This window comes from Ruegeria discodermiae (assembly GCF_030758345.1).
Taxonomy (GTDB): domain Bacteria; phylum Pseudomonadota; class Alphaproteobacteria; order Rhodobacterales; family Rhodobacteraceae; genus Ruegeria_C.
Genome location: NZ_JAVAMO010000003.1, coordinates 17,876 through 44,073 on the forward strand (window position 1 = coordinate 17,876; position 26,198 = coordinate 44,073).

Annotated in this window: 25 protein-coding genes; 14 read left to right on the forward strand and 11 right to left on the reverse strand. The window is 62.1% G+C overall.

Annotated elements, in window-relative coordinates:
• The first annotated feature begins 154 nt into the window (after positions 1–154).
• A complete protein-coding gene (locus tag Q5Y75_RS09145; protein WP_306196528.1) occupies positions 155–1,552 on the forward strand; it encodes an MORN repeat-containing protein in 1,398 nt (465 codons plus the stop codon).
• Between the two features lie 3 nt (positions 1,553–1,555).
• Here Q5Y75_RS09145 and Q5Y75_RS09150 read toward each other — a convergent pair whose 3' ends face one another.
• Positions 1,556–2,221, reverse strand: a complete 666-nt coding sequence (locus tag Q5Y75_RS09150) for an SDR family NAD(P)-dependent oxidoreductase (RefSeq protein WP_306196530.1) — start codon at positions 2,219–2,221, stop codon at positions 1,556–1,558.
• A gap of 258 nt (positions 2,222–2,479) precedes the next feature.
• On the opposite strand from Q5Y75_RS09150, the gene Q5Y75_RS09155 reads away from it, so the two are divergent.
• Together Q5Y75_RS09155 and Q5Y75_RS09160 are read left to right on the forward strand one after the other, a co-directional pair.
• A complete protein-coding gene (locus tag Q5Y75_RS09155; RefSeq protein ID WP_306196531.1) occupies positions 2,480–2,836 on the forward strand; it encodes a cupin domain-containing protein in 357 nt (118 codons plus the stop codon).
• Between the two features lie 14 nt (positions 2,837–2,850).
• A complete protein-coding gene (locus tag Q5Y75_RS09160; RefSeq protein ID WP_306196533.1) occupies positions 2,851–4,413 on the forward strand; it encodes a 2-isopropylmalate synthase in 1,563 nt (520 codons plus the stop codon).
• Positions 4,414–4,491: 78 nt separating this feature from the next.
• Here Q5Y75_RS09160 and Q5Y75_RS09165 read toward each other — a convergent pair whose 3' ends face one another.
• Positions 4,492–4,833, reverse strand: a complete 342-nt coding sequence (locus tag Q5Y75_RS09165; protein WP_306196534.1) for a hypothetical protein — start codon at positions 4,831–4,833, stop codon at positions 4,492–4,494.
• A 277-nt stretch (positions 4,834–5,110) separates the two neighbouring features.
• On the opposite strand from Q5Y75_RS09165, the gene Q5Y75_RS09170 reads away from it, so the two are divergent.
• From Q5Y75_RS09170 to Q5Y75_RS09200, 7 genes are all read left to right on the forward strand, one after another.
• Positions 5,111–7,069 carry a bifunctional 2',3'-cyclic-nucleotide 2'-phosphodiesterase/3'-nucleotidase gene (locus Q5Y75_RS09170; protein ID WP_306196536.1) on the forward strand — a complete coding sequence of 653 codons (1,959 nt, stop codon included), beginning with the start codon at positions 5,111–5,113 and terminating at the stop codon, positions 7,067–7,069.
• A gap of 140 nt (positions 7,070–7,209) precedes the next feature.
• Entirely contained in the window at positions 7,210–8,256 is a 1,047-nt protein-coding gene (locus tag Q5Y75_RS09175; RefSeq protein ID WP_249707463.1) for a rod shape-determining protein, read from the forward strand.
• A 78-nt stretch (positions 8,257–8,334) separates the two neighbouring features.
• A complete protein-coding gene (gene mreC / locus Q5Y75_RS09180; RefSeq protein WP_306196539.1) occupies positions 8,335–9,246 on the forward strand; it encodes a rod shape-determining protein MreC in 912 nt (303 codons plus the stop codon).
• Positions 9,239–9,778 (forward strand): rod shape-determining protein MreD, encoded by a 540-nt coding sequence (locus tag Q5Y75_RS09185; RefSeq protein WP_306196540.1) that lies wholly within the window; start codon positions 9,239–9,241, stop codon positions 9,776–9,778. The genes mreC and Q5Y75_RS09185 overlap by 8 nt, the downstream gene beginning before the upstream one ends.
• Positions 9,775–11,721 (forward strand): penicillin-binding protein 2, encoded by a 1,947-nt coding sequence (mrdA, locus tag Q5Y75_RS09190; protein WP_306196543.1) that lies wholly within the window; start codon positions 9,775–9,777, stop codon positions 11,719–11,721. Before Q5Y75_RS09185 ends, mrdA begins: the two co-directional genes overlap by 4 nt.
• Positions 11,718–12,857 carry a rod shape-determining protein RodA gene (gene rodA / locus Q5Y75_RS09195; RefSeq protein WP_306196545.1) on the forward strand — a complete coding sequence of 380 codons (1,140 nt, stop codon included), beginning with the start codon at positions 11,718–11,720 and terminating at the stop codon, positions 12,855–12,857. The genes mrdA and rodA overlap by 4 nt, the downstream gene beginning before the upstream one ends.
• 14 nt (positions 12,858–12,871) lie before the next feature.
• Positions 12,872–13,804, forward strand: coding sequence for a 2-hydroxyacid dehydrogenase (locus Q5Y75_RS09200; RefSeq protein ID WP_306196547.1), 933 nt, complete (start codon positions 12,872–12,874; stop codon positions 13,802–13,804).
• Positions 13,805–13,816: 12 nt separating this feature from the next.
• Here the strand turns inward: Q5Y75_RS09200 and Q5Y75_RS09205 are convergent, their stop codons facing one another.
• From Q5Y75_RS09205 to Q5Y75_RS09230, 6 genes are all read right to left on the reverse strand, one after another.
• Complete coding sequence (locus Q5Y75_RS09205) at positions 13,817–15,832, reverse strand: M3 family metallopeptidase (protein ID WP_306196549.1); 2,016 nt, start codon at positions 15,830–15,832, stop codon at positions 13,817–13,819.
• 76 nt (positions 15,833–15,908) lie between these two features.
• A complete protein-coding gene (locus Q5Y75_RS09210) occupies positions 15,909–16,952 on the reverse strand; it encodes a HesA/MoeB/ThiF family protein (protein WP_306196552.1) in 1,044 nt (347 codons plus the stop codon).
• Positions 16,952–17,407, reverse strand: coding sequence for a dUTP diphosphatase (gene dut / locus Q5Y75_RS09215; protein WP_306196554.1), 456 nt, complete (start codon positions 17,405–17,407; stop codon positions 16,952–16,954). Before dut ends, Q5Y75_RS09210 begins: the two co-directional genes overlap by 1 nt.
• Before the next feature lie 13 nt (positions 17,408–17,420).
• Positions 17,421–18,617, reverse strand: a complete 1,197-nt coding sequence (coaBC, locus tag Q5Y75_RS09220) for a bifunctional phosphopantothenoylcysteine decarboxylase/phosphopantothenate--cysteine ligase CoaBC (RefSeq protein ID WP_306196555.1) — start codon at positions 18,615–18,617, stop codon at positions 17,421–17,423.
• Between the two features lie 80 nt (positions 18,618–18,697).
• Entirely contained in the window at positions 18,698–19,519 is an 822-nt protein-coding gene (locus Q5Y75_RS09225; RefSeq protein ID WP_306196557.1) for a ChaN family lipoprotein, read from the reverse strand.
• Positions 19,516–20,394 carry an RNA polymerase factor sigma-32 gene (locus Q5Y75_RS09230; RefSeq protein WP_306196558.1) on the reverse strand — a complete coding sequence of 293 codons (879 nt, stop codon included), beginning with the start codon at positions 20,392–20,394 and terminating at the stop codon, positions 19,516–19,518. The genes Q5Y75_RS09225 and Q5Y75_RS09230 overlap by 4 nt, the downstream gene beginning before the upstream one ends.
• A gap of 101 nt (positions 20,395–20,495) precedes the next feature.
• Here Q5Y75_RS09230 and cobU point away from each other — a divergent pair, with 101 nt between their 5' ends.
• The 4 genes from cobU to Q5Y75_RS09250 all read left to right on the forward strand — a co-directional run bounded on the left by cobU (position 20,496) and on the right by Q5Y75_RS09250 (position 23,919).
• Positions 20,496–21,017 carry a bifunctional adenosylcobinamide kinase/adenosylcobinamide-phosphate guanylyltransferase gene (gene cobU, locus Q5Y75_RS09235; RefSeq protein WP_306196560.1) on the forward strand — a complete coding sequence of 174 codons (522 nt, stop codon included), beginning with the start codon at positions 20,496–20,498 and terminating at the stop codon, positions 21,015–21,017.
• The gene (locus tag Q5Y75_RS09240) at positions 21,014–21,592 is read left to right on the forward strand and encodes a histidine phosphatase family protein (protein ID WP_306196562.1); all 579 of its coding nucleotides are present in this window, start codon (positions 21,014–21,016) and stop codon (positions 21,590–21,592) included. Before cobU ends, Q5Y75_RS09240 begins: the two co-directional genes overlap by 4 nt.
• Before the next feature lie 60 nt (positions 21,593–21,652).
• Entirely contained in the window at positions 21,653–22,336 is a 684-nt protein-coding gene (locus Q5Y75_RS09245) for a glutathione S-transferase (RefSeq protein ID WP_306196564.1), read from the forward strand.
• Positions 22,337–22,404: 68 nt separating this feature from the next.
• Complete coding sequence (locus Q5Y75_RS09250) at positions 22,405–23,919, forward strand: YifB family Mg chelatase-like AAA ATPase (RefSeq protein ID WP_306196566.1); 1,515 nt, start codon at positions 22,405–22,407, stop codon at positions 23,917–23,919.
• Here Q5Y75_RS09250 and gshB read toward each other — a convergent pair.
• The 3 genes from gshB to rsmI are packed head-to-tail and all read right to left on the reverse strand — an operon-like array spanning position 23,916 to position 26,136.
• On the reverse strand, positions 23,916–24,848 hold the full coding sequence (gshB, locus tag Q5Y75_RS09255; protein WP_306196568.1) for a glutathione synthase: 933 nt from the start codon (positions 24,846–24,848) through the stop codon (positions 23,916–23,918). The two genes, Q5Y75_RS09250 and gshB, sit on opposite strands and share 4 nt — an antisense overlap.
• Before the next feature lie 60 nt (positions 24,849–24,908).
• A complete protein-coding gene (locus tag Q5Y75_RS09260) occupies positions 24,909–25,295 on the reverse strand; it encodes a YraN family protein (protein WP_306196570.1) in 387 nt (128 codons plus the stop codon).
• Positions 25,282–26,136, reverse strand: a complete 855-nt coding sequence (gene rsmI, locus Q5Y75_RS09265; RefSeq protein ID WP_306196573.1) for a 16S rRNA (cytidine(1402)-2'-O)-methyltransferase — start codon at positions 26,134–26,136, stop codon at positions 25,282–25,284. Before rsmI ends, Q5Y75_RS09260 begins: the two co-directional genes overlap by 14 nt.
• Between the last annotated feature and the right edge of the window lie 62 nt (positions 26,137–26,198).

The window sequence follows — 26,198 nt, forward strand, 5'->3', positions numbered from 1 at the left end:
CGCCCTCATGCAGTAAAGGTCAACCTGCCATTTACCAGATCACGCCGAGAGGGAAAGCCAAATGCGGCAAAAGACATTGCCCCCGGAGGCCGCCTGACTTAATTTTGCGGAAACACGTGCAGCGATGCACGGAAATGAGCAGACAGAGGCACAGATGAACACGATCCGCAGGACCATCATCGCCGGAATTGCAGTCGGGGCAGCAGGCCCCGCGCTTGCTCAGGAAGGCCCGGTTCTGACCAAGCAGGACGATATCGGCGGTGTTTACGAGGGCACCTTCCGCGGCGGGTTGCAGCATGGCACCGGCAGCTATCGCCTGCCCAACGGCTATGAATATACCGGTGACTGGACTGATGGAGAGATTCGCGGCAAAGGCGTGGCGCGCTTTCCCGACGGCTCGATCTATGAGGGCGATTTCGTCAAGGGCAAGCCCGAGGGCAAGGGCAAGATCACTTTTGCCGATGGCGGCACCTATGAGGGCGACTGGCTGAACGGCGTCATCAACGGCGAAGGCGTCGCTGCCTATGCCAATGGCGTGCGTTACGAGGGTGGGTTTCAGAATGCCAAACACCACGGCAAAGGCGTGATGCAAAGCCCCGGCGGTTATGTCTATGAGGGCGACTGGATCGAGGGGCGCAAGGAAGGCTCCGGAACCATCAGCTATCCCGATGGCGCCAGCTACGCGGGTGAGATCAAGGCCGGGCAACGGCATGGGCAAGGCACGCTCAAACTGCCCGACGGCCTGGTCTATGTGGGCCTCTGGTCTGAGGGGCAGATCAGCGGCGAGGGCCGTCTGACCCAGCCCAATGGCGATGTCTATGAGGGCTCGCTGACCGAAGGCCGCCGCGAAGGCACCGGCAAGGTGACCTATGCCAACGGCGACACCTATAGCGGCGATTTCGCCGATGATCAGCGCCACGGGCAGGGCACGTTCACCGGCACCGATGGCTACAGCTATTCCGGTGCCTGGGTCTCAGGCCAGATCGAGGGCAAAGGCCGCGTCACCTATCCCGACGGCTCGGTTTATGAAGGCGACTTCCGGGCCGATCTGGCGGATGGCGTGGGCAAGATCATCTATCCCGATGGCTCAAGCTATGAAGGTGACTGGATTGCGGGCGTCATCGAAGGGCAAGGCAAGGCGATCTATGCCAATGGCATTGTATATGACGGCCAGTTCAAGAACGCCAAGAACCACGGCACCGGGGTGATGACCTATCTTGACGGCTACCGCTATGAAGGCGACTGGAAGGACGGGCTGCGCCACGGACAGGGCAAAGCCACCTATCCCGACGGCTCGGTCTATACTGGCGACTACAACAAGGGTCAGCGCGAGGGCCAGGGCGAGATCGTCATGGCCGATGGGTTCACATATTCCGGCCAGTGGCAGGGCGGCAAGATCAGCGGCAACGGCGTGGCCACCTATGCCAATGGCGATGTCTACGAGGGCAATTTCCGCAATGGCAAACGCCAGGGTGAAGGCACGATGCGCTATGCAGGTGGGCAGGAGGAATCCGGCACCTGGGAAAATGGCGCACTCAAAGATGATGGCTGAGACCTACCACTCGATCGGTTTACCCGCCCAGTCGAAAAACTGACCGGTCTGGGCCGGAGCAAGCTCGTTGATCACAGACAGCAGATTCACTGCGGCATCCTCTGCCGACATGGTCTCGTGCCCTCGCGCATAAGCTTGGGTTAGCCCGGTCCTGACGGTTCCCGGATGCAGCGCCACGCAGATGCTGTCACGATGGGTCCTGCTCAACTCGATTGACGCCGTCCGTATGACCTGATTAAGGGCTGCCTTGGCTGCCCTGTAGCTGATCCAGCCACCCAGCCGATTGTCCCCGATGGAACCGACCCGCGCTGACAGAGCCGCAAAGACGCAGCGCCGGTCGCGTGGCAATAGCCGCGCCGCATCGCGCAGCACCAGCGCCGGGCCAACGGCATTCAGCGCGAATTGATCCATCATCGCGGTTGCACGGATCGCGCGGATGGTCTTTTCCGGACCAGCCCCGTCAATCTCCAGCCCACCCGAGGCCACAAAGATCTGATCATAGACCCCATCAACTGCGCCCAGCACGCGCGTGACCGAGGCCTCATCTGTCAGATCCAGCCCATCTCGCGAGCGCGACAACCCATCGACCGACACACCCCGCGCGTGCAGCGCAGCCTCTACTGCCTGACCTATTCCGCCCGATGCGCCGATTACCAATGCCCGTTCCATGACGCCCAGCTAGGGGGGCCGGGCCCAAGGTCAATGCAACGCCTTGGTCGAATTCGCTCTTCCCATTCCCTGCTGCGCCTGTATAAACTCGCCTCATGATCAACCGCGCAGATATTCCAGTGACCCACGCCGCATGCGGCGCGTCCCTGCGTGGCCTACTGATCCTAATCTGCCTCTGAGCGTGACCGCAGTCGGTGCGTGCGCTTAGAGGGGATGCAGTCGCACCGATTGAACCGCATTCAGGATTAGGAAAGACCCATGCATAAAATCAATCTTGCCGAGAAACTGGCTCAGTTTTCCTCGCACTGGGACCCGCATGTCGTGGCCCGCTACAACGACAACGATGTGATGGTGGTGAAATTCCAGGGCGAGTTTCCGTTTCACAAACACGACACCACCGACGATTTCTTTCTCGTGCTCGAAGGCAGCGTCACTATGGATTACGACGATGCGCCGTCTGTCACCTTCGGAGCCGGAGAGATGGTCGTCGTGCCAAAAGGTGTCGTGCACCGACCTCGGGCCGAGACCGAAGTCAAGGTGCTGCTGATCGAACCGGTCGGTGAACCGAACTCGGGCGACAGCGATCGCGCCCCTGCCCCAAAACCCTTTATTTGAGTAGGACCGGACCTATGACACAAGACCGAGTCTTGATCTTTGACACCACATTGCGCGATGGCGAGCAAAGCCCGGGCGCTACCATGACCCATGCCGAAAAGCTCGAAATCGCGGAACTGCTGGACGATATGGGCGTCGACATCATCGAAGCGGGCTTCCCAATCGCCTCCGAGGGGGATTTCAACGCCGTATCCGAGATTGCCGAACGATCCAAGGACGCGGTGATCTGCGGGCTGGCGCGCGCCAATTTCAAGGATATCGACCGCTGCGCAGAGGCCGTGCGCAATTCCGTGCGCCCGCGCATCCACACCTTCATCGGCACCTCACCGCTGCACCGCGCCATCCCGAACCTGACCCAGGACGAGATGGCCGACCGCATCCATGACACGGTGACCCATGCCCGCAATCTGGTGGATAATGTGCAATGGTCGCCGATGGATGCGACCCGGACCGAGTGGGATTATCTCTGCCGGGTGATCGAGATCGCGATCAAGGCCGGGGCCACCACGATCAACATCCCCGACACGGTGGGTTACACCGCGCCGATGGAAAAGGCCGAGATGATCCGCAAGCTGATCGAAACGGTCTCGGGTGCCGATGAGGTGGTTTTTGCCACCCATTGCCACAACGACCTCGGCATGGCGACCGCCAACTCGCTGGCTGCTGTCGCAGGTGGCGCACGCCAGATCGAATGCACCATCAACGGGCTCGGTGAGCGGGCGGGCAACACCGCTTTGGAAGAGGTGGTGATGGCGCTGAAAGTGCGTAATGACATTATGCCGTGGAGCACCGGCATCGACACCACCAAGATCAAGCACATCTCGCATCGCGTCGCGACTGTTTCGGGCTTTCCGGTCCAGTTCAACAAGGCCATCGTGGGCAAGAACGCCTTTGCCCATGAAAGCGGCATCCATCAGGACGGGATGCTGAAGAACAAGGAAACCTTCGAGATCATGCGCCCCGAGGATGTGGGCATCGCGGGCACCGCCCTGCCCTTGGGCAAACATTCGGGCCGCGCCGCCTTGCGCGACAAGCTCAAGACGCTGGGCTATGAGGTGGGCGACAACCAGCTTAAGGATCTCTTCGTGAGGTTCAAGGAATTGGCCGATCGCAAGAAAGAGGTGTTTGACGACGACCTGATCGCGCTTGTGCGGATCGAGGAGGATGGCGAAAACGATCACCTGCATCTGGTCTCGATGAAGGTCACCTGCGGCACCAACGGCCCCGCCGAAGCCACGGTCGAGATGCAGGTGGACGGCGAAGACGTCACCGAGACCTCCGAAGGCGACGGCCCGGTCGATGCCACCTTCAAGGCGATCCGCCAGATCCACCCCAACAAGGCGCGGCTGCAACTCTACCAGGTCAGCGCCGTGACCGAGGGCACCGATGCGCAGGCCACCGTTGCGGTCCGCCTGAGCGAGGACGGCATGATCGCCACCGGCGAGTCGGCCAATACCGACACGGTCGTCGCCTCGGCCAAAGCCTATATCCACGCCCTGAACCGCCTGATGGTGCGGCGCGAGAAAACCGGCCCGGGCGCGGATGCGCGCGAGATCAGCTACAAGGACCTGACTTGAAAGACGCCAGCAAGGCGGAGAGTCTTTCGCCTTGCTGGAGGTTTTGACCGACCGCGCATTGGCGCGCTATGTTGCGCGTCACTTCTGATTTGTTATTCCGAGCGAGGCCACCGCAGTCCCAAGCCCGACAGTTAGCGTCAATACGGTAATGGCACAAAAACCACCAGTGCCGCCCTGCGCACCCAAAAGATCGCCATCCGAGACCTCGCGCTGATTGGGCGCACTTGGAACGTGGAGGTATTTGGTGTCGCCCGTATTCTGAACGACCTTGAGCTCTACACCATCGGGTAACTTGCCCATATAGGGCTCGACGGCGCTCTTCGGGTCGGCTTTCAGCAGTTTGCGAAACGCCTCGTCCTGTTGGACACGCTCGTACAGAGCGGCCAGTTTCTCCGATTTGGCCTGATTGGAATTGGTCATGGTTGCTCCCTTTCATGTTGGTAACGGAAAGGGTTGGCATTCTGCCCCCTTTCAACTTAACCGACATGGGAGCACCGAATATGTTGAGCCTATAAGATGGATTAAGATAGGTTCAGACACCCTGCGACACCTGTGCAGGCTCGCAACTAGTGGCTTTTGCGCGCTGCTAACGGCAAGATTTCGCTAACGTTGTTGCTATCGCTCACTCATCTTCACTGCTATCCTTTCGAAACAAGCAAATGCTGCCCCTTCGCGACGCAATCTCAGGGAAGATACCATGTCACTTTCGCTCACCCGCCGGGGTTTCCTTGCCGGAACCGCCGGTTTCATCGCGCTTCATCCGTTCTCGGCCCGCGCCGCCGCCAATCAGGCGCATTTGCGGTTAATGGAGACCACCGACCTGCACGTCCATGTGTTTCCCTATGACTATTACGCCGACAAGCCGCGCGATACGGTGGGTCTGGCTCGTACTGCCTCGATCATCAAGGATATCCGGGACGAGGCCACCAACTCAATGCTGATCGACAATGGCGACTTCCTACAGGGTAACCCGATGGGCGACTATATCGCCTATGAGCGGGGCATGAAGGAAGGCGACAGCCATCCGATCATCACAGCCATGAACGCCGTGGGTTTTGACGCCTCAACGCTGGGCAATCACGAGTTCAACTACGGGCTAGATTTCCTGGCGAAGTCTCTGGCAGGTGCCGAATTCCCTGTGGTCAGCGCCAATGTGGCGCTGGAGATGGGCAGCGATCCGACCAAGGACAAGACGCTGATCAAGCCTTACGTGATCCTCGAAAAAAAATTGACCGATGGCAGCGGCGAAACCCACCCGATCAAGGTTGGCCTGATCGGCTTCGTGCCGCCTCAGGTCATGAACTGGGACCGCCGCCATCTGGAGGGCAAGGTGCAGGCTCGCGATATCGTGGCCACCGCGCAGGCCTATGTGCCACAGATGAAGGAAGAAGGCGCCGATATCATCATCGCGCTTTCGCATTCCGGTATTGGCGAGGCCGACCACAGTGACGGGATGGAAAACGCTTCCGTCCCGCTCGCGGCTGTTGAGGGCATCGATGCCGTGCTGACCGGGCACCATCACCGGGTCTTCCCCTCGTCGGATTATGACGGCATCGCGGCGGTGGATGTGGCCAAGGGTACGATCCACGGCAAACCCGCCGCGATGGGCGGGTTCTGGGGCTCGCATCTGGGTCTGATCGACCTGATGCTGGAACGCTCGGGCAATGAATGGAAGATCGTCAGTCACGCGACCGAGGCGCGCCCGATCTCGAAACGCAACGAAGATCGTTCGATCACCGCGCTGGTCGACAGCCAGCAGGATGTGCTGGACAGCGTGCAGGGGGATCATGACGCGACTCTGGCCTATGTCCGCCGCGCCGTCGGCAAGACCGACGCACCGCTGCATTCCTATTTCGCGCTGGTGGCGGATGACCCCTCGGTGCAGATCGTCTCGATCGCGCAGCTTTGGTATATCGAGCAGATGCTGAAGGGTACCGAACATGAAGGTCTGCCGATCCTGAGCGCCGCGGCGCCGTTCAAGGCCGGTGGCCGGGGCGGGCCGGAATATTTCACCGACGTGCCCAAGGGCGATGTGGCGATCAAGAATGTCTCGGACCTCTACCTCTATCCCAACACCGCGCGTGCGGTTCGGGTCAGCGGCGCGCAGGTCAAAGACTGGCTGGAACGCTCGGCGGGCATGTTCAATCAGGTCGAAGCGGGCAAAGCGGATCAGGTGCTGCTGAACCCGGAATTCCCCAGCTATAATTTCGACGTGATCGACGGGGTGACCTACCAGATCGACCTGAGCCAGCCGTCGAAATTCGACCCCAAGGGCGAGGTCATCAACCCCGACGCCAATCGTATCGTGAACCTGCAGTTCAACGGCGCACCGATTGATCCTGAGGCGCAGTTCATCATCGCCACAAACAACTACCGCGCAGGCGGCGGCGGCAAGTTCCCGGGTGCCATGGGCGACACCATCGTCTTTGAAGGGCCCGACACCAACCGCGACGTGATCGTGCGCTATATTGTCGAGAAAGGCACGATCAGCCCCAAGGCGGATGCCAACTGGTCCTTTGCCCCTTTACCCGATACCAGCGTGTTGTTCGACACCGGCCCCAAAGCAGCCGATTATGTCGAGGATGTGCAAGGTGTCACCATCGAGCCTGCGGGCGACGGACCGGACGGATTTGCCCGCTTCCGCATCGCGCTTTGACGTCAGGGAGGGCGGAATCGCGCTGATTTAGGTGGATTCGGCCCTTCCCCCACCACCTGTAGAGGCCTATAAGGTTAAAAATTCCTGCGATCATCAGAGTCGCAGGACAACTGGGCAGCACTCTACAGGATCACGCAAATATGTCGGTGTTTGGAAATCTTGGCGGCTTGTTCTCGTCGGACATGGCCATCGATCTGGGGACCGCGAACACGCTGGTTTACGTCAAGGGGCGCGGGGTAATCCTGTCGGAACCCTCAGTGGTGGCCTATCACGTCAAGGATGGCGTCAAGAAGGTGCTTGCCGTAGGCGAAGACGCCAAGCTGATGCTGGGCCGGACACCGGGCAGCATTGAGGCGATCCGCCCGATGCGCGAAGGGGTGATCGCCGATTTCGACACTGCCGAAGAGATGATCAAGCACTTCATCCGCAAGGTGCACAAACGCTCGACCTTCTCTAAGCCCAAGATCATCGTCTGCGTGCCCCATGGTGCGACGCCGGTGGAAAAACGGGCGATCCGCCAGTCGGTGATGTCGGCGGGTGCCCGGCGTGCCGGTCTGATCGCCGAACCCATTGCGGCGGCCATTGGTGCGGGTATGCCGATCACCGATCCGACCGGTAACATGGTCGTGGATATCGGCGGCGGTACCACCGAGGTAGCCGTTCTTTCACTGGGCGATATCGTCTATGCCCGCTCGGTCCGCGTTGGTGGCGACCGCATGGATGAGGGCATCGTGAACTACCTGCGCCGCCAGCAGAATCTGCTGGTCGGCGAAACCACCGCCGAGCGCATCAAGACCACCATCGGCACCGCCCGTATGCCTGATGACGGGCGCGGCCAGTCGATGCAGATCCGGGGACGCGACCTGCTGAATGGCGTACCCAAGGAAATCGAGATCAGCCAGGCCCAGGTGGCCGAGGCGCTGGCAGAACCGGTGCAGCAGATCTGCGAGGCGGTGATGACCGCGCTGGAAACCACTCCGCCCGATCTGGCCGCAGACATTGTTGACCGCGGCGTGATGCTGACAGGTGGCGGTGCGTTACTGGGCGATCTGGATTTGGCGCTGCGCGAGCAGACCGGTCTGGCGGTGTCGATCGCCGATGAAAGCCTCAATTGTGTTGCATTGGGGACCGGCAAGGCGCTGGAATACGAAAAGCAACTGCGCCACGCGATTGACTACGACAGCTAAGGCGCGCACCCTTCTTATGGGGACAGTTCACTGCGTTCGGGCTTGCCCGCACCGGTAGGAACCCGCTGAGAGGACCTTTTGGCCAAGGACCGATCACAGCACGAAGACTATTCGGGCCCCCTGAAGCGACTGCTGTTGGGGGTTGTTCTGCTGTGCCTGATCGGCATCTTTCTGGTCTGGCGCATCGACAGCCCGCGTGTGGAGCGCTTTCGTGCTCAAGTGACCGATAAGGTCGTCCCATCAATGGATTGGGCCATGGTGCCGGTCACCGCCACCATCAACCTGCTGCGCGATTTCCAAAGCTACCAGCGTCTGAGCGAACAGAACCAAGAGTTGCGCAGCGAGCTGCGGCGGATGCGCGCCTGGAAGGAAGCTGCATTGCAGTTGGAGCAGGAAAACGCCCGGCTGCTGGACCTCAACAATGTGCGCCTAGACCCGCGCCTGACCTATATCACCGGCGTGGTGATGGCCGATAGCGGCTCGCCCTTCCGCCAATCCGTGCTGCTAAACGTGGGCGCACGGGACGGAATCGTTGATGGTTGGGCCGCAATGGATGGGATCGGGCTGGTGGGCCGGATCTCGGGCGTGGGGCAGAATACGGCGCGGGTGATTCTGCTGACCGATGCGGCCAGCGCCATTCCCGCCACGATCCAGCCCTCGGGGCAGAATGCGCTGATTGCGGGCGATAACTCTGCCGCGCCGGTGCTGGATTTTCTGGAAAATCGCGAGTTGGTCCGGCCCGGCGACCGCGTCATCACCTCGGGCGATGGCGGCGTCTTTCCCGCCGGATTGCTGATCGGACAGGTTGCGGCAGACCCCGCCGGTAGGCTGCGCGTGCGGCTGTCGGCAGACTATGAGCGGCTGGAATTCCTGCGCGTACTGCGCCATCAGGGCACCAACCCAGTCACCGATCCCGGCGGCGTTGTGGGGCCGATGCGACCCTCGGATACCGCATTGGTGCCCGAGACCGGAGGAGGCGCAGATGGCTAGCCTCTCTTCGCGCACCTGGTTTATGTGGCTGGTCTATTGCGGCCTGATGATCGTGATCCTGTTCTTTCACCTGCTGCCCTTGGACACCGTTCCACGCCATCTGGCGCCGCCCGATCTGTTCGTGGCCTTCACCTTCGCCTGGGTGATGCGGCGGCCCGATTATGTGCCGACCCTGCTGGTCGCGGCGGCCATGCTGACGATCGATCTTCTGTTGCAGAAACCGCCGGGCTTGCTGGCGGCGATGGTTGTGGCGGGTTGTGCTTTTTTGCGGGGCCGGGCAGCAACACCCGCCAGCGAGACCAATTTTGCCACCGAATGGCTCACCGTCGCCGGGGTGCTGTTTGCGATCTTCGCCGCCGACCGGGCGATTCTGGGCCTGACCGAGATCGGCGCGCCACCCCTGCTGCTATCGGTGTCACAACTGGTTTTGACGATCCTGTTCTACCCGGTCGCCGTGGTCATCAGTCAGGTTGTGTTCGGGGTGCGCAAGATGAAACGATCCGACGCGGATGCGCTGGGAGCCAGATCATGAAACGCAATCCCAAGGAACTGGAAGTCACCCATCGGCAAGTCTCGCGCCGCGCGCTGGTCGTGGGCGGATTGCAGGCCGCCTTTGTCGGCGCACTGGGCATGCGGATGCGATACATGCAGGTGGATCAGGCCGATGAATTCCGGCTGCTTGCCGAGGAAAACAGGATCAATATCCGCCTGATCGCGCCCGCGCGGGGCCAGCTGTTCGACCGCAATGGCAAGATACTGGGTCAAAACTCGCCCTCTTACCGGATCATCATCGTGCGCGAGGATGCCGGCGACGTGGAAAAGGTGATCAGCGATCTGTCCAAGCTGATCTATCTCGATCCCGAAGACCTGGAACGCGCCCGCGCCGAGATGCGCCGCGCGCCCGCTTTCCTGCCCATCACGCTGGCCGATCAGGTCACGTGGGAGGAGATCTCGAAAGTGGCGGTCAACGCCCCGTCCCTGCCCGGTATCACGCCCGAGGTCGGGCTGGCGCGCCACTACCCACAAAAAGGCGATTTCGCCCATGTCATCGGCTATGTCGGCCCGGTCAGCGATTATGACTTGAGCCAGATGGAAGACCCCGAACCGGTGCTGCGCATCCCGCGCTTCCAGATCGGCAAGGTGGGTCTTGAGGCCAAGCGCGAGGACCTGTTGCGCGGGCGCGCGGGCGCCAAGCGCGTCGAGGTCAACGCAGGGGGCCGCGTGATGCGCGAACTCAGCCGCCGCGAGGGCGATGCCGGTGCTGACCTGCAATTGTCGGTCGATGGCGATCTTCAGAGATATGTGCAGGCGCGGCTCGAGGGCGAAAGCGCCAGCGCCGTGGTGATCGACTGCGACACCGGCGATCTGCGGGCCATCGTCTCGGCCCCCAGCTTTGATCCCAATCTCTTTGTACGTGGCATTTCGGTGGCCGATTACAAACGCCTGACCGATGATCCCTATCGCCCACTGGCCAACAAATCGGTGCAGGGCACCTACCCGCCTGGCTCGACCTTCAAGATGGTCACCGCGCTGGCCGCGTTGGAAGCGGGCGTCGTCGGCCCCGGCGACACGTCTTACTGCCCCGGCTTCCACAAGGTCGGCAATCGCCGCTTCCACTGCTGGAAACGCGGCGGGCACGGTACGGTTGATCTGCTGCTGTCGCTCAAACGCAGTTGCGATGTCTATTACTATGACGTCGCGGTGAAGACCGGCATCGACAACATCTCGGCCATGGCCAATAAGCTGGGCCTGGGGGTGAAGCACGATCTGCCCATGTCCGCCGTGCGCAGCGGGTTGACGCCCACCCAGGCCTGGAAAGAACGGGTGCATGGTGAGGGCTGGCTGGTCGGCGACACTGCAAACGCCTCGATCGGCCAGGGCTTCATGTTGGCCTCACCGCTGCAGCTTGCAGTCATGTCGGCACGCATCGCCACCGGTCGCTCGGTCACGCCCCGCTTGGTGAAATCCATCGACGGGATCGAACAGCCCTCAGGCGCGGGCGAGCCGCTGGATATCGACAAACGCAACCTGCGCTACATCCGCAATGCGATGTATGCGGTCTCAAACGACCGGCGCGGCACGGCCTATGGCTCGCGCATCATCGAGGACAGCTATCGCATGGCGGGCAAGACCGGCACCAGCCAGGTCCGCAACATCACCAAGGCCGAACGCGCCGCGGGCGTGATCCGCAACAGCGACCTGCCCTGGGAACGCCGCGACCACGCGCTGTTCGTGTGTTACGCGCCATTCGACAAGCCCAAATACGCGGTGGCTGTGGTGGTCGAGCATGGCGGCGGCGGCTCCAAGGCGGCAGCCCCGGTGGCGCGCGACGTGATGCTGCAAGCGCTCTATAATGGCAATCCTCCGCTGGAGGCTTACCCCTCCAAGGATCGCGAGCGCATCAAGGAGCAGCAAGAGCGGCTGGACCAACTGCGTAACGGGATTGCCCCCTCGGATGGCAGCGACCGCGCATGAGTTACCTCGAGCATAACGTCAAATCGACGCCCACAGGGCTGCGCAAGTTCCTGTTCATGAACTGGCCGCTGACGTTGCTGCTGATCAGCGTCGCCTCGGTCGGGTTCCTGATGCTCTATTCGGTGGCGGGCGGGTCGTTCACCCCCTGGGCCGAGCCGCAGATGAAGCGGTTTGCGCTGGGGCTGGCGGTGATGATGATCGTGGCGATGGTGCCGATCTGGTTCTGGCGCAACATGTCTGTGGTGGCCTATCTGACCTCTATCGCGCTGCTCTTTGCGGTGGAACTGGTCGGCACGGTGGGCATGGGCGCGCAACGCTGGATCGATCTGGGCTTCATGCGGCTGCAACCCTCGGAATTGATGAAGGTCACGCTGGTGATGCTGCTGGCCGCCTATTACGACTGGCTACCGGCCAAGCGCACCTCGCGACCGATCTGGGTCATTCTGCCGGTGCTGTTGATCCTCTTCCCCACCTTCATGGTGCTGCGCCAACCCGATCTGGGCACCGCGATCCTGTTGCTGGCGGCAGGCGGCGCGATGATGTTTTTTGCCGGGGTGCACTGGGCCTATTTCGGCGCCGTGATTGGCGCAGGCGTCGGGCTGATCTTTGCCGTTTTCAACAGTCGCGGGACCGATTGGCAATTGCTCAAGGACTATCAATACCGGCGCATCGACACCTTCCTTGATCCGTCAACCGATCCGCTGGGGGCAGGATATCACATCACCCAGTCCAAGATCGCGCTGGGGTCCGGGGGCTGGTCGGGGCGCGGCTTCATGCAGGGCACCCAATCGCGACTGAACTTCCTGCCGGAAAAGCATACCGATTTCATCTTCACAACCCTGGCGGAGGAGTTCGGCTTTGTCGGCGGCTTCTCTCTGCTGGCGCTTTATACGCTGATCATCATCTTCTGCGTGGTCACCGCGCTGGCTACACGCGACCGGTTCTCGTCGCTGGTCACGCTGGGGATCGCGGTGAACTTCTTCCTGTTCTTTGCGGTGAACATGTCGATGGTGATGGGGCTGGCCCCGGTGGTGGGCGTGCCCTTGCCGCTGGTCAGCTATGGCGGCTCGGCCATGCTGGTGCTGCTGGCCGCCTTCGGCCTTGTTCAAAGCGCCCATATTCATCGGGCCAGATAAGAAAGACCCCCGCGATGAGCGTCAATGTCCTGTTTTCCGCCCATCCCGAGCGCTGGCCCCAGTATCGCGAGCTTTTAGAGGCTGCGATCGCCGATACCGGCATCGCCTTCACCCTCGCCATCGAGTTTGATCCGGCCGAAGTCGATTATATCGTCTACGCCCCCAATGGCGGGCTCAGCGATTTCACGCCCTATACAAGGCTCAAGGCGGTGCTGAGCCTCTGGGCCGGGGCCGAGAGCATTGTCGGCAACCCAACTCTGACCGTCCCGCTGGCGCGGATGGTGGATCAGGGCCTGCGGCAGGGCATGACGGAATGGGTGACAGGTCACGTGCTGCGCCATCATCTCGGCATGGATCTACATATCAATGGGCAGGACGGTGTGTGGCGCCGTTTTGTACCGCCGCTGTCGCAGGACCGCACCATCTGCCTGCTGGGGCTGGGCGAGCTAGGACAGGCCGCAGGCGAGGCGCTGGCCAGTCTCGGTTTCAACACCACAGGCTGGAGCCGCACCGCAAAGTCAATCCCGGGATTGACCTGCTATGATGGCGAGGCGGGCCTGCTAGAGGCGTTGGACAGCGCGGAAATCCTTGTGCTGCTGCTGCCGGACACCCCGGCGACAACCGACATCCTCAATACTGATACGCTGGCAAGGCTGCCGCGCGGCGCGGTGATCATCAACCCCGGACGCGGGCCGCTGATTGACGATGATGCACTGCTGGCCGCGCTGGACAGCGGCCAGATCGGGCATGCCACACTGGATGTCTTCCGCACAGAGCCGCTGCCAGCCGACCATCCCTATTGGGCACACAGTCAGGTCACAGTCACCCCGCATATCGCCTCGGAGACACGGCCCGAGACGGCAGTCAGGATCATTGCCGAGAATATCCGGCGAGGTGAAACGGGCGAGCCCTTCCTGCATCTGGTGGATCGCGATCACGGCTATTAGGCCTGCCTGATCTCAGGCCGCCACCAGCCCCCGGCCCTTCAACAGCGCCTCGACCCCTGGCAGGCGGCCCCGGAACGCGGTATAGAGCTCTTCGGGTTCTTTCGAGCCGCCGGTGGACAGAATATGTGCCTCAAGCGCTTTGGCACGGTCCGGGTCGAAAGCGCCACCCGCCTCCTCAAAGGCAGCGAAGGCATCGGCGTCCATCACCTCCGACCACATATAGCTGTAATAGCCCGAGCTATAGCCATCACCGGCAAAGACATGGGCGAAATGTGGCGTTGCGTGGCGCATGCCGATGGCCGCTGGCATGCCGATCCCGGTCAAAACCTCGGCCTGCCGTTCCATCGGATCAACCGGTGCAGCGCCCTCATGGAAGGCCAAGTCCACCAGTGCCGAGGCCACATATTCCACCGTCTGGAACCCCATGTCGAAATTGGCTGCCGCCAGTACCTTGTCCAGCATGTCGCGCGGCATGGCCGCGCCGGTTTCGGCATGGGTCGCAAACTCCTCCAGCACCTCCGGCACTTCCAGCCAGTGTTCATAGAGCTGGCTGGGCAGTTCCACGAAATCGCGCGCGACCGAGGTGCCTGAGATACTCTCATAGGTCACGTTCGATAGCATCTGGTGCAGCGCGTGGCCAAATTCGTGAAACAGCGTGCGCGCATCGTCATAGCTCAGCAGCGCCGGGTCGCCCTTGGCGAAATTGCACACGTTGATTACCACAGGTGTCTGTACCTTCGGATACTTGGCCTGAGACCGCATCGCGCTGCACCATGCGCCGGAGCGTTTCGAGCCCCGCGCGAAGTAATCCCCGATGAACACCGCCACATGCGCGCCATCGCGGGTCACTTCCCAGGCCAGGCAATCGGGGTGATAGAGCGGCACATCCAACGGCGCGAATTCCAGACCGAAGAGGCGCTTGGCACAGGTAAAGGCCGCCTCGATCATGCGGTCGAGCTGCAGGTAGGGTTTCAGCTCGGCCTCATCCAGATCATGCTCGGCTTTGCGGCGTTTCTCGGCATAATAACGCCAGTCCCAGGCCTCTAACGGACCGTTGACGCCGTCGGCCTGCATCATCGCGGTCAGCGTTTGTGCATCCGCGTCCGCTTGCGCCTTGGCCGGGGTCCAGACCTGCATCAGCAACTCCCGCACGCGCTCGGGCGTCTGCGCCATCTCGGTTTCCAGCTTGTAGTCGGCAAAACTGTCATAGCCCAGCAACCGCGCCCGTTCCTCGCGAAGGGTAAGGATTTCGGCAGCGATATCGCGATTATCAGTATCCCCGCCATTGGCCCCGCGCGCAGTCCAGGCGCGATAGGCTTTTTCGCGCAGATCACGGCGCGGCGAGAATTGCAGGAAGGGGACAATCAGCGAGCGGGACAGGGTGACAACGGGACCCGCGGCCTCTTTCTCGGCCCCCGCAGCGCGGGTGGCCTCGACCACGAAATCGGGCAGGCCCTCCAGATCTTTCTCGGAGAGGTCCAAGAACCAGTAACGCTCATCCGCCAGCAGGTTCTGCGTGAACTCGGTACCCAGCGTGGCAAGCCGCCCCTTGATCTCTTTCATCCGTGCCTCGGCGTCACCCTCCAGCGCCGCCCCGGCGCGGACGAAGCTGCGATGGGTCAGCATAAGCACCCTTTGCTGCTCTTCGCTCAGATCAAGAGTGTCGCGGGCATCCCAGACCGAAGCGATGCGTTTGAACAGCGCCTTGTTCCCGGAGATTTCGGCGAAATGCGCCGCCAGCCGGGGCGAGAAATCACGTTGCAACGCCTCGCGCGCCGGGTTGCTGTCCGCACCGGCCACCGTGAAGAAGACCGACAGAACCTTGTCCAGATCCGCGCCCGCCGCCTCCATCGCCTCAATGGTATTGGCGAAATCGGGAGCCTCTGGGTTGCTGGCAATCCGGTCGATTTCGGCATTATGTGTCGCGAGCGCACGCTCCAGCGCAGGCGCAAAATCGTCGTCAGAAATGGTATCGAATGGCGCGATGGCGAAGGGCGTCGTCCAGTCCGCAAGGATCGGGTTGGTCATAGATGTCTCCTTTGCGCGACAAGCTAGGCGCGCGAGCAAAGATGGTCCAGAGCGGGGCGCAAAAAGGCGCTACAGCTCAGACCGCGCCGCAGATCGGGCAGTCCTCGCGCTTCTTCAAGGCGATCTTGCGCGTCTCGCCATAGAGCCCGTCATAAATCAGCATCTCGCCCCGCAGGGGGGCACCCGCACCGGTGATCACCTTGATCGCCTCCAGTGCCATCATTGAGCCGATGACACCGGGCAGCGGCCCGATCACGCCTGCCTCGGCACAAGACGGGGCCAGACCGGGCGCGGGAGCTTCGGGGAAAATGCACTGGTAGCAGGGGCCTGTAAAATGCGGATCAAACACGCTGATCTGGCCTTCCCATTGCGACAGCGCACCTGAGATCAGGGGCTTTTTCTGCGCCACGGCTATCCGGTTCGCCAGATAGCGTGTGTCGAAATTATCGGTGCCATCAAGGATCAGATCGTAATCCGCAAAGAGTTCTGCGGCGATCTCCTCGGTCAGGCGGCGGTGATAGGGGCGCACCACCACGTTGGGGTTCTGCGCCTCCATCGCCTTTTGAGCCGAGAATACCTTGGGTATGCCGATATCTGCGTCCCGGTGGATCACCTGGCGCTGCAGGTTGGCGTTTTCCACCTCGTCATCGTCGATCACACCGATGGTCCCTGCCCCGGCTGCCGCCAGATATTGCAGCGCAGGCGCGCCCAGCCCACCTGCACCGATCACCAGTATGCGCGCCTGTTTCAGCCGTTTCTGACCCGGCCCGCCCAGTTCCCGCAACACGATATGACGTGCATAGCGTCCCAGCTCGGTCTCCGAAAACGTGCCGCTGGATTTCGCAGGTGTCTCGGGTTCCGCCGTCTGCACCCGCGCCCGCATGCCCGAAACGAAACGGCCATAGATCACCGCAAGAATGCCAAACCCCGCCAACAGCAGCCAGAGCGCGGGTGACTTTCCGGTCATCTCCCGCACCGGATGCCCGCCCGGCAGGACAAGCTGAAGGCAGAGAACGATCAGGAACAGCCCCACAACCACGCCGATCCGATTGCGCCGGGGCACATCCAGCATCCAGCCCAGACTCCACAACGCCGCAGCGAGGACAAAGACCAGCAGCATCAGGCGGTTCCTGTCGACCCGAATCCGCCCGCGCCGCGCGCGGTATCGGACAGGCCATCCGCCAGATCGAAGCGGGCCTGCACAACGGGGGCCACCACAAGCTGTGCGATCCGGTCGCCATGGGTGATCTCAACTGCTTCGGTCCCGGCATTCATCATGATCACTCCCAGTGGGCCGCGATAGTCGCTGTCGATGGTTCCCGGCGTGTTGGGCAGGGTGATGCCGTGTTTCAAGGCCAGACCCGAGCGCGGACGGACCTGGATTTCGTAGCCTGCCGGGATCTCGACCCGCAGGCCCGTCGGCACCAGCGCCCGCGTGCCGGGTTCCAACACCACCGATCCGCGATCAGGCAGGCTGGCGCGGATATCCGCCCCGGCCGAGCCGGTGGTTTCGTAACTGGGCAAGGGGATCGAGGGGTCGGCCCCCTCTTCGCGGATCACCCGAATGGATACCATCACTCTCTCTCCGTCAGTCGATCAGCGCATCTGCGATGCGGCGCGCGAGTTTCACGGCCACCTCTTCTTTCGGCATGCGCGGCCATTCCTCGGCGCCGTCATCGGAAATCAGGATCACAGCGTTTTCCTGCCCGCCCATGATGCCGGTAGCCGGGCTGACATCATTGGCCACGATCCAGTCACAGCCCTTGCGCGTCCGTTTAGAGGTTGCATTGGCAACTACATCTTCGGTTTCGGCTGCAAACCCAACGACCAGCGGTGGCCGGTCCTTTTCCAGATGCGAGACGGTCTTGAGGATGTCAGGGTTTTCCGCGAATTCCAGCGCGGGAACGCCATCGCGGGTTTTCTTGAGCTTGCGATCCGAGGCACTGGTTACCCGCCAGTCAGCCACGGCGGCGGCAAAGACGCCAGCGTCAACCGGCAATGCGGCTTGGACCACCGAAGCCATGTTGCGCGCCGTCTCAACCCGGATCACCTCGACCCCTGCGGGTGGGGGAACATCTGCGGGGCCGGTGACGAACACCACCTCGGCACCCAGCGCAGCCAGAGCCCGCGCCACCGCCGTGCCCTGCGCGCCCGAGGATCGGTTGGCGATATAGCGTACCGGATCGATCGGTTCATGGGTGGGGCCGGAGGTGACAAGGATACGTTTGCCCGCCAGCGGCTTGTCACCCAGTTGGCTGTCGATTGCCGCGAGTATTTCCGCAGGCTCCGCCATACGCCCCGGCCCGTATTCGCCGCAGGCCATGTCACCCTCATTCGGTCCGACAAAAAGAACTCCGTCGGCAGCCAATTGCGCCCGGTTCCGAACGGTAGCGGGATGATCCCACATCCGCACATTCATCGCAGGTGCGATCAGCACGGGCGTATCGGTGGCCAGAAGCAGGGTCGAGGCCAGATCATTCGCCAACCCACCAGCCATCTTGGCCATCAGATCAGCCGTCGCCGGGGCCACCACCACCAGATCAGCCGAACGCGACAACTGGATATGGCCCATTTCGGCCTCATCCGTCAGATCAAAGAGATCGCGGTAGACCTTCTCGCCCGCCAAAGCTGATAGCGACAGGGGCGTAACAAACTCCTCCGCCGCGCGGGTCAGTACCGGGGTTACCGAGGCGCCGCGCTCGCGCAGACGCCGGATCAGTTCGAGCGACTTATAGGCGGCGATACCGCCCCCGATGATCAGCAGGATTTTCTTGGATGCCAGCATCGCGGCCCTCGCGGTTCGAAGATTGCGCCAACACTAGGCAAGCGATCTGAAATCCGCCAGTGCCGAATCGAGGGACAGGATCACTCGAACGCCTTGCAGGGATCCTCGCGCTCGGCGGTGGGGCTATCGATTATCGCATCAAACTCGCCTTGGATCTGACCATCCTCGGACTGCCCCAGAACAAAGACCTTTACACCGGGCCGCCTGCGGGCGAGATAGACCGGGATGCCGCGATCCTTGCGTGCGTGCCCATTTCCGGTGATCACCGCAACGGGCGCGCCATCCTCGCCGAGTGCCTCAAGCGTGGTGCGGGCCAGCACCGCATCGCGCAGGCGCTGTACATCGACCATCTGCGGCAACATATCTTCGGGCAGGGCCTCGCAGTGGGCCGCATGCTGGTCGGCGATCCTTGCAGCCTGTTCATCAGGCGGCAGCGGGATGGTCAGACCATAGCGTGCCGCATCCGCACCCATAGCCACCGCCGCGCCACGCTCCATTGCGCTTCGCGCTGCAGCGCGCGGGACTAATGCGCCATGCAGCGGCGCGTCGGGGGCTGCGCGGAAAATATCCAGATACATCTCCAGCGGCGGCCAGCCCAACTCGGCCCATTTCAACTCAAGCGCCAGTTTGTATTCGTCGGAAATGAGGTTGCGGTTCACCCGCGCCGCGGCCTCTTCGGTCAGCATCTCCCAAACCACGGCCTTGGGTTGCAATGCGCGCACCGCCTCGGCCTGAATCTGGTGATGGTGCGGATTGTCGTGGATCTCGCCCAGGATCACCACATCGGCCTGTTTCATCTGGTCGAGAATATCGTCCGGGATCAGGTCAGACGCAAAAGCCGCCCGAAACGGGGCGGCCAGAATTACTGTGGCGGCAACAAGCCAAACAAGCGCATGTCTCATGCGAGCAAGTCTTGCACCTCTCGCGACTGCGCTTCAAGGCTCTTCCGCATCTTCTGAAAGGCTGCAGCCTCCAACTGGCGGATCCGCTCCTTGGACAGGCCCAATTCCTGCCCCAGGCTTTCCAGCGTCCGGGGCACATCGCGCAGCTTGCGTTCGCGCACGATGAAGCGCTCCCGCGAGTTCAGACGCTGCATCGCGGTCAGTAACCATTCGCGCAATTGTTCGGTGTCATGACGATGTTCAACCGTCTCAGCCGCCTGATCGCCATCGTCCTCCAGCGCATCGATCCATTCGCGACCATCCTCATCGGCGGCCTGCACCGCATTGAGCGAAAAGTCGGACCCCGCCAACCGGCCATCCATCATCTCGACATCGCGCAGCGGCACCCCGATTTCCGAGGCGATCTTCTCGTGCAACTGATGCCGATCCAGCGCGATACCATCCGAGGCGGCCTCACGCTCCAGCCGGGCCTGAACCCGGCGCATGTTGAAAAACAGTGATTTCTGCGACGAGGTCGAGCCAGTGCGCACCATTGACCAGTTGCGCATTACATAGTCTTGGATCGAGGCCTTGATCCACCAGACCGCATAGGTCGAAAAGCGCACGCCGCGATCGGGGTCGAACTTGTCGGCGGCTTTCATCAGGCCAAGCCCGGCCTCCTGAATCAGATCGTTCATCGGCGCGCCATAACGCTTGAACTTGGCCGCCATCGAAATCGCCAGCCGCATATATGCCGTTATCAGCCGGTGCAGCGCCTGTTCGTCGCGCTCATCCCGCCAGGCATAGGCAAGGCGCAACTCGGTCTCGGCATCCAGAAGCTCTGCCTTCATCGCCTGACGCGACATCGACATGTCGTTCGAAGTGTCCAGTGGCATTCAGTCCTCCCAGAATGTCGGCCTTACCGCGAGCGCTTGTTTTGCGCAGTTGAACTAGGTACGCAGGATCGCGGCACATGGATCATTTCTGAGGTAAGAACTTGTTTCCGAAATACAGCCTGGTACTAGGAGGCGCGGCCTCGGGGAAATCGATTTTTGCCGAGCAACTCTCTGTTAAGTCAGCAAAAAACAGGTTTTATGTCGCGACATCACAAGTGTTTGATGATGAGATGAAGATCAAGATCGACCGTCATATCACCCAGCGTGGCACCGGCTGGACCACGATTGAGGCCCCGTTTGACCTTGCGCCCGCTCTGCGCGGCTGCTCGGAAGGGGATCTCTGCCTGATCGACTGCGCAACCATGTGGCTGAGCAACCATCTGCTGGCGGAACACGATCTTGAGGTCCAACAGGCGCAGTTGCTGGCAGCCTTTCGGGAATGCACGGCGGATGTGGTGATCGTGTCGAACGAGGTGGGGCACGGCATCGTGCCCGACAACGCGCTGGTGCGGCAGTTTCGCGAGGCGCAAGGGCGATTGAACATCGCCCTGGCGGCTGAGGCCGATCTGGTGGTGCAGGTTGTCGCGGGTCTGCCGCAGGTTCTGAAAGGGACGCTGCCATGACCCGGCTGCATCTCGTGCGCCATGGCCCAACCCACGCCAAAACCATGGTGGGCTGGTCCGACCTGCCCGCAGATCTGAGCGACAGGGCGGCGGTCGCGCGTCTTTCGGCACATTTGCCGGGCGGGGCCCTGGTGATCTCCTCGGACCTGATCCGCGCGGTCGATACCGCGTCAGCCGTTGAAACCGGACGCACCCGTCTGCCGCATGACGAGGCCTTGCGGGAAATCCACTTCGGAGATTGGGAGCTGCGCGCCTTTGCCGAGATCGAGGCCGAAGACCCCGTGCGCATCCGCGCCTATTGGGAACAGCCCGGCGATGTGCGCCCGCCAAATGGCGAAAGCTGGAATGAGGTCCGTACCCGCGTCGATACGGCCATAGACCGCCTGATCGCCGCCCATACAGGACGGGACCTGATCATCGTAGCACATTTCGGCGTGATCCTGACACAGGTGCAGCGGGCGTTGCAGCTGGACGCGGAAGAGGCATTTGGCCATCGGATCGACAACCTGTCGGTGACCGAACTGACCCATTCTACTTCTGGCTGGAAGGTGGGCCGTATCAATCACCTTCCGTGATGACCCCGCTCACAATTCAGCGTTTTACCGGTACTCGGGCGCGCGCCTAGACTGCGCGCCATGACTTATGACCTTTATATTGGCGATCGCCTGTTCTCCAGTTGGTCTCTTCGCGGCTGGCTGATGTTCGAAAAATTCAACATTCCCTGCCACACCCATCTGGTGGGTCTTTATTCCGGCACCATGGCGCAGGATTTGCAACCTGTCGCACCGGCGCGACTGGTCCCCTGCATGCGGATGCCCGATGGCGCGCCAGTGGGCGAAAGCCTCGCCATGGCCGAAACACTGGCCGAGCTGCACCCGGAAGCCAACCTCTGGCCTCAAGCTCCCGCCGCGCGTGCAACGGCGCGGTGGCTTTGTGCGGAAATGGCCGCCGGATTTGGTGATCTGCGCGGGCAATGCCCGATGCAGTTGCTGCACAGCTACGCGGGTTTCGCCCCCTCTGAAGGGACTCAGCGAGATCTGAGCCGGATCGAAACACTGTGGTCACATGCCAGACAGATCTCCGGCGCGCAGGACGGGCCTCTCTTCGGCGCTTATTCGCTGGCAGATGTGTTCTACACCCCCGTTGCCGCGCGAATCGTGGGCTATGGCCTGCCGGTCTCAACCGAGAATCGGGCCTATTGCGAGGCATTGCTGACCGACCCGGCGGTTCTGGCGTGGCGCGAGAAGGCGCTTGAGGTCACCTACGATCCCTTCCCCTACCCGGTGGATGCAAAGATCATTCCATGGCCGCTTTCCTGATCCGCATCTGTTAACCGATCTTAAACCATGCCCGCGCTAGCAATCCCTTGTTAACCAAGTGGGGAAACATGGTCGCGCGCACGTATACTGTCGCCTTTCAGGGGGTCGAGGCCCGGCCCGTCGAGGTGCAATGCGCCGTCACGCCCGGCCTGCCCGCCTTTTCAGTGGTGGGCCTGCCGGACAAGGCCGTCTCGGAAGCGCGGGACCGGGTGCGCAGCGCTCTCAGCGCCATGGCCATCGCACTGCCTTCGAAGCGCATTACCATCAACCTGTCTCCCGCCGATCTGCCCAAGGAAGGCAGCCATTTCGACCTGCCCATCGCGCTTGCCCTGCTTGCCGCGCTGGATATCGTCCCGGCAGACGCGGCTGAAACCACGCTGGCATTGGGAGAGCTGTCACTGGACGGCTCTCTGGTCCCGGTAGTCGGCGCGCTGCCCTCGGCAATGACCGCCGCCGAGGAAGAACGCACGCTGCTCTGCCCCAAAGCCTCAAGCGCCGAGGCCGCCTGGGTTGGCGCAACGCAAGTCATCGGCGCGGAGACACTGGCCGCCGTTGTCCGGCACTATACCGGCCAGGCCCCGCTGGCCCCCGCCATACCGGGGGAGGTGACGCAACCTTACGCCCAGCGCGACTTGCATGACGTCAAGGGACAGGAACGCGCCAAACGCGCGCTTGAGATCGCCGCCGCCGGGCGGCACCACCTGATCATGATCGGCTCGCCGGGCTCGGGTAAATCCATGCTGGCCGCACGCCTGCCGGGCCTCCTGCCGCCACTGACGGCAGTTGAGGCGCTGGAAACCTCAATGATCCAGTCGCTTTGCGGATTGCTTGATGAAGGCGGGATCAGCCGCACGCGCCCGTTTCGCGAACCCCATCATACAGCCTCAATAGCCGCGATTGTCGGCGGCGGCAAGGGCGCGAAACCGGGTGAGATTTCACTGGCCCATAACGGCGTACTTTTCATGGATGAGTTTCCCGAGTTTCCACGCACCGTGCTGGAAACCCTGCGCCAGCCGATCGAAACCGGCGAGGTGATGGTTGCGCGTGCCAATGCCCATGTGAAATACCCCTGCCGCTTCATGCTGGTGGCCGCCGCCAACCCCTGCAAATGCGGGCATCTGGCCGATGCCTCCCGCGCCTGCTCGCGCGCGCCGATTTGCGGTGAAGATTATCTTGGCCGGATTTCAGGCCCGCTGATGGACCGGTTCGATCTGCGGCTGGAGGTGCCCCCGGTTGGCTTTGCCGATCTTGATCTGCCGCCGAGCGGTGACAGTTCTGCCCAAGTCGCCGCGCGGATTGCCGCTGCGCGCGAGGTTCAGGCTACGCGGTTCACAGATCACGAGGGGTTGCGCCAGAACGCCGACGCCGAAGGCGGCGTGTTGGAGGAGATCGCCGCGCCCGATGCCGAAGGCAAGCAGATGCTGCTGAACGCTGCCGACCGGTTCGGCCTGTCCGCCCGCGCCTATCACAGGGTGCTGCGCGTGGCCCGCACCATCGCTGATCTGGACGGCTCGGACCATGTGCGCCGACCGCATGTGGCCGAGGCGCTGAGCTTTCGGATTTCGGCGCGGGTCGCAGCCTAAAGACGCGCTTCGATGACCTGCCAGATTTTCTCGGCGATATTAACGCCGTCGAAGCGCTCAAGCTCTTGAATGCCGGTGGGTGAGGTCACGTTGATCTCGGTCAGATAGTCCCCGATCACGTCGATCCCGACAAAAATCTGCCCTTTCTCTTTCAGCAAGGGACCTATCGCTGCACAGATTTCCAGATCGCGCTCGCTGAGCCCGATCTTTTCGGGCCGCCCGCCCACATGCATGTTCGAGCGGGTCTCGCCCGCCGCAGGCACCCGGTTGATCGCGCCGACCGGTTCACCATCCACAAGTATCACCCGCTTGTCGCCATTGCTGACATCAGGCAGGAATTTCTGCACGATCAGCGGCTCGCGGCTAAAGCCGGTAAACAGCTCGTGCAGCGACGTCAGGTTGCGGTCGCCCGCATCCAGCCGGAACACACCTGCGCCGCCATTGCCGTAAAGCGGCTTCAGGATGATGTCGCCATGTTTCGCCTTAAACGCCTTGATCGTGTCGAGGTCACGGGCAATCGTTGTGGGCGGTGTCAGGTCGGGAAAGTCCAGCACCAGCAGTTTTTCGGGATAGTTGCGCACCCAGAACGGATCATTGACCACCAATGCCTGCCCCCTGAGCCGGTCCAGCAGATGGGTCGATGTGATGTAATGCATGTCAAAGGGCGGATCCTGGCGCAGCCAGACCACGTCAAATTCCGCCAGATCGACATTGCGCTCGGGTCCCAGCACAGCCGGATCGCCCGCAACGCGCTGCACGCTCATATCCTGACCGCGCGCAGTGATGCGGCCTTCCTGATAGGCCAGTTTGTCGGGGCTGTAGAAAAACAGCGAATGGCCGCGCGCCTGCGCCTCTTCGGCGAGGCGGAAGGAACTGTCGGCGTTGATGTCGACGTCTCCGATCGGGTCCATCTGAAAGGCGATTTTCATGGCGCGCTCCTCATGATCTGCCCGCTACATGGCGCAGCCGGGCGGCAGGTTCAATGGGGATCACACCTGTCCAAAGGCGTTCTCGACAATTTGAAACCTGCCCGTTGCGTCCACAAGCGCCACATCAAACCGCACCTCGGTGTTCTGGCCGGAGGGTTCCGTCGCCAGAAATTCCGCCGCCGCCGAATAGATACGCCTCATCTGCCGTGAGCCGAGTGAGGCCGCGGCATGGGCGAAATCGCGGCTTTGCTTGACCTCCGCAAAGATCAGCCCGCCGGGTCCGCGCAGGATCAAGTCAATCTCACCCGCGGAACCGCGCCAGCGGCGATGGATGACCGCGAAACCCTGATCGCCATAGGTCGAGGCGATGCGATCCTCGGCGGCCTCTCCGGTGCGATGGTTCAGATAGCCGCGCCGGACCCGATCCGGTCTGTCATGTTTTGCCAAGTTTCAGCGCCCTCTGGTAAAGCGGGCGGCGCGGCAGCGAATACATACGCGCCACCAATTCCGCTGCATCCTTGACCGAATGTGACTCAAGCGCCGTTAACAAAGCGTTTTCGACATCCTCCTCGCTTGCAGCAACCTGCCGGGCGCGGTCGACCAGCAGGACAATTTCCCCCTTCACGCCCTGCGCCTTGAGCGCGGCGGCAAGCTCGGACAATGTCCCGCGCCGAACCTCTTCGAATTTCTTGGTCAGTTCCCGGCACAGCGCTGCCTGCCGGTCGCCCAGCACTGCCGCCATATCCGCCAGACTGTCAGCCACCCGCTTGGGCGATTCGTAAAAGGCCAGTGTGCCCGGCACCTCACGCAGCTCTTCCAGGCGGGTGCGGCGGGCCTTGGTCGCGCTTGGCAGGAACCCCGCGAAAAAGAACGCATCCGTCGGCAACCCGGCGAGCGTCAGCGCCGCCAGAACCGCCGAAGGACCGGGCGCCACCGTCACGTTATGCCCGGCCTCCGCCGCCGCGCGGCTCAGATCATAACCCGGATCGGCAATCAGCGGCATGCCCGCTTCAGAGGCATAAGCCACTGATTTCCCATCTGAAAGCGCCTCAAGAAGCCGCGCGCGCGCGCCCGCGCCGCTATGGTCATGATAGGCCACAATCCGCCGCCCTTCGAGCGGCACGCCATGAATATCCATCAGATGGCGCAAACTGCGTGTATCCTCGGCGGCGATCACCTCGGCAGAGGCCAGCACATCCAGCGCGCGCAGCGTGATATCGCGGGCCGTCCCGATAGGCGTGGCAATAAAGTAAAGGCCGGGAAGCAATCGGAGTTTCTGGAAATTCAAAGCTGGACCCGCCTTTCATGACGTTTATTATCGCAGCCTGTCCGCAGGCGGCCGCCCGGATT

Excerpts from the sequence above, each read along its gene's own strand:
- Q5Y75_RS09225 (WP_306196557.1), bottom strand. The coding sequence starts at position 19,519 with ATGAGACATGCGCTTGTTTGGCTTGTTGCCGCCACAGTAATTCTGGCC.
- Q5Y75_RS09165 (WP_306196534.1), bottom strand. The coding sequence starts at position 4,833 with ATGACCAATTCCAATCAGGCCAAATCGGAGAAACTGGCCGCTCTGTAC.
- gshB (WP_306196568.1), bottom strand. The coding sequence starts at position 24,848 with ATGAAAATCGCCTTTCAGATGGACCCGATCGGAGACGTCGACATCAAC.
- Q5Y75_RS09200 (WP_306196547.1), top strand. The coding sequence starts at position 12,872 with ATGAGCGTCAATGTCCTGTTTTCCGCCCATCCCGAGCGCTGGCCCCAG.
- Q5Y75_RS09205 (WP_306196549.1), bottom strand. The coding sequence starts at position 15,832 with ATGACCAACCCGATCCTTGCGGACTGGACGACGCCCTTCGCCATCGCG.
- Q5Y75_RS09150 (WP_306196530.1), bottom strand. The coding sequence starts at position 2,221 with ATGGAACGGGCATTGGTAATCGGCGCATCGGGCGGAATAGGTCAGGCA.
- rodA (WP_306196545.1), top strand. The coding sequence starts at position 11,718 with ATGAGTTACCTCGAGCATAACGTCAAATCGACGCCCACAGGGCTGCGC.
- Q5Y75_RS09155 (WP_306196531.1), top strand. The coding sequence starts at position 2,480 with ATGCATAAAATCAATCTTGCCGAGAAACTGGCTCAGTTTTCCTCGCAC.
- Q5Y75_RS09245 (WP_306196564.1), top strand. The coding sequence starts at position 21,653 with ATGACTTATGACCTTTATATTGGCGATCGCCTGTTCTCCAGTTGGTCT.
- mrdA (WP_306196543.1), top strand. The coding sequence starts at position 9,775 with ATGAAACGCAATCCCAAGGAACTGGAAGTCACCCATCGGCAAGTCTCG.
- Q5Y75_RS09160 (WP_306196533.1), top strand. The coding sequence starts at position 2,851 with ATGACACAAGACCGAGTCTTGATCTTTGACACCACATTGCGCGATGGC.
- Q5Y75_RS09145 (WP_306196528.1), top strand. The coding sequence starts at position 155 with ATGAACACGATCCGCAGGACCATCATCGCCGGAATTGCAGTCGGGGCA.
- Q5Y75_RS09170 (WP_306196536.1), top strand. The coding sequence starts at position 5,111 with ATGTCACTTTCGCTCACCCGCCGGGGTTTCCTTGCCGGAACCGCCGGT.
- dut (WP_306196554.1), bottom strand. The coding sequence starts at position 17,407 with ATGGTATCCATTCGGGTGATCCGCGAAGAGGGGGCCGACCCCTCGATC.
- Q5Y75_RS09185 (WP_306196540.1), top strand. The coding sequence starts at position 9,239 with ATGGCTAGCCTCTCTTCGCGCACCTGGTTTATGTGGCTGGTCTATTGC.
- Q5Y75_RS09240 (WP_306196562.1), top strand. The coding sequence starts at position 21,014 with ATGACCCGGCTGCATCTCGTGCGCCATGGCCCAACCCACGCCAAAACC.
- Q5Y75_RS09250 (WP_306196566.1), top strand. The coding sequence starts at position 22,405 with ATGGTCGCGCGCACGTATACTGTCGCCTTTCAGGGGGTCGAGGCCCGG.
- coaBC (WP_306196555.1), bottom strand. The coding sequence starts at position 18,617 with ATGCTGGCATCCAAGAAAATCCTGCTGATCATCGGGGGCGGTATCGCC.
- Q5Y75_RS09210 (WP_306196552.1), bottom strand. The coding sequence starts at position 16,952 with ATGCTGCTGGTCTTTGTCCTCGCTGCGGCGTTGTGGAGTCTGGGCTGG.
- Q5Y75_RS09175 (WP_249707463.1), top strand. The coding sequence starts at position 7,210 with ATGTCGGTGTTTGGAAATCTTGGCGGCTTGTTCTCGTCGGACATGGCC.
- Q5Y75_RS09230 (WP_306196558.1), bottom strand. The coding sequence starts at position 20,394 with ATGCCACTGGACACTTCGAACGACATGTCGATGTCGCGTCAGGCGATG.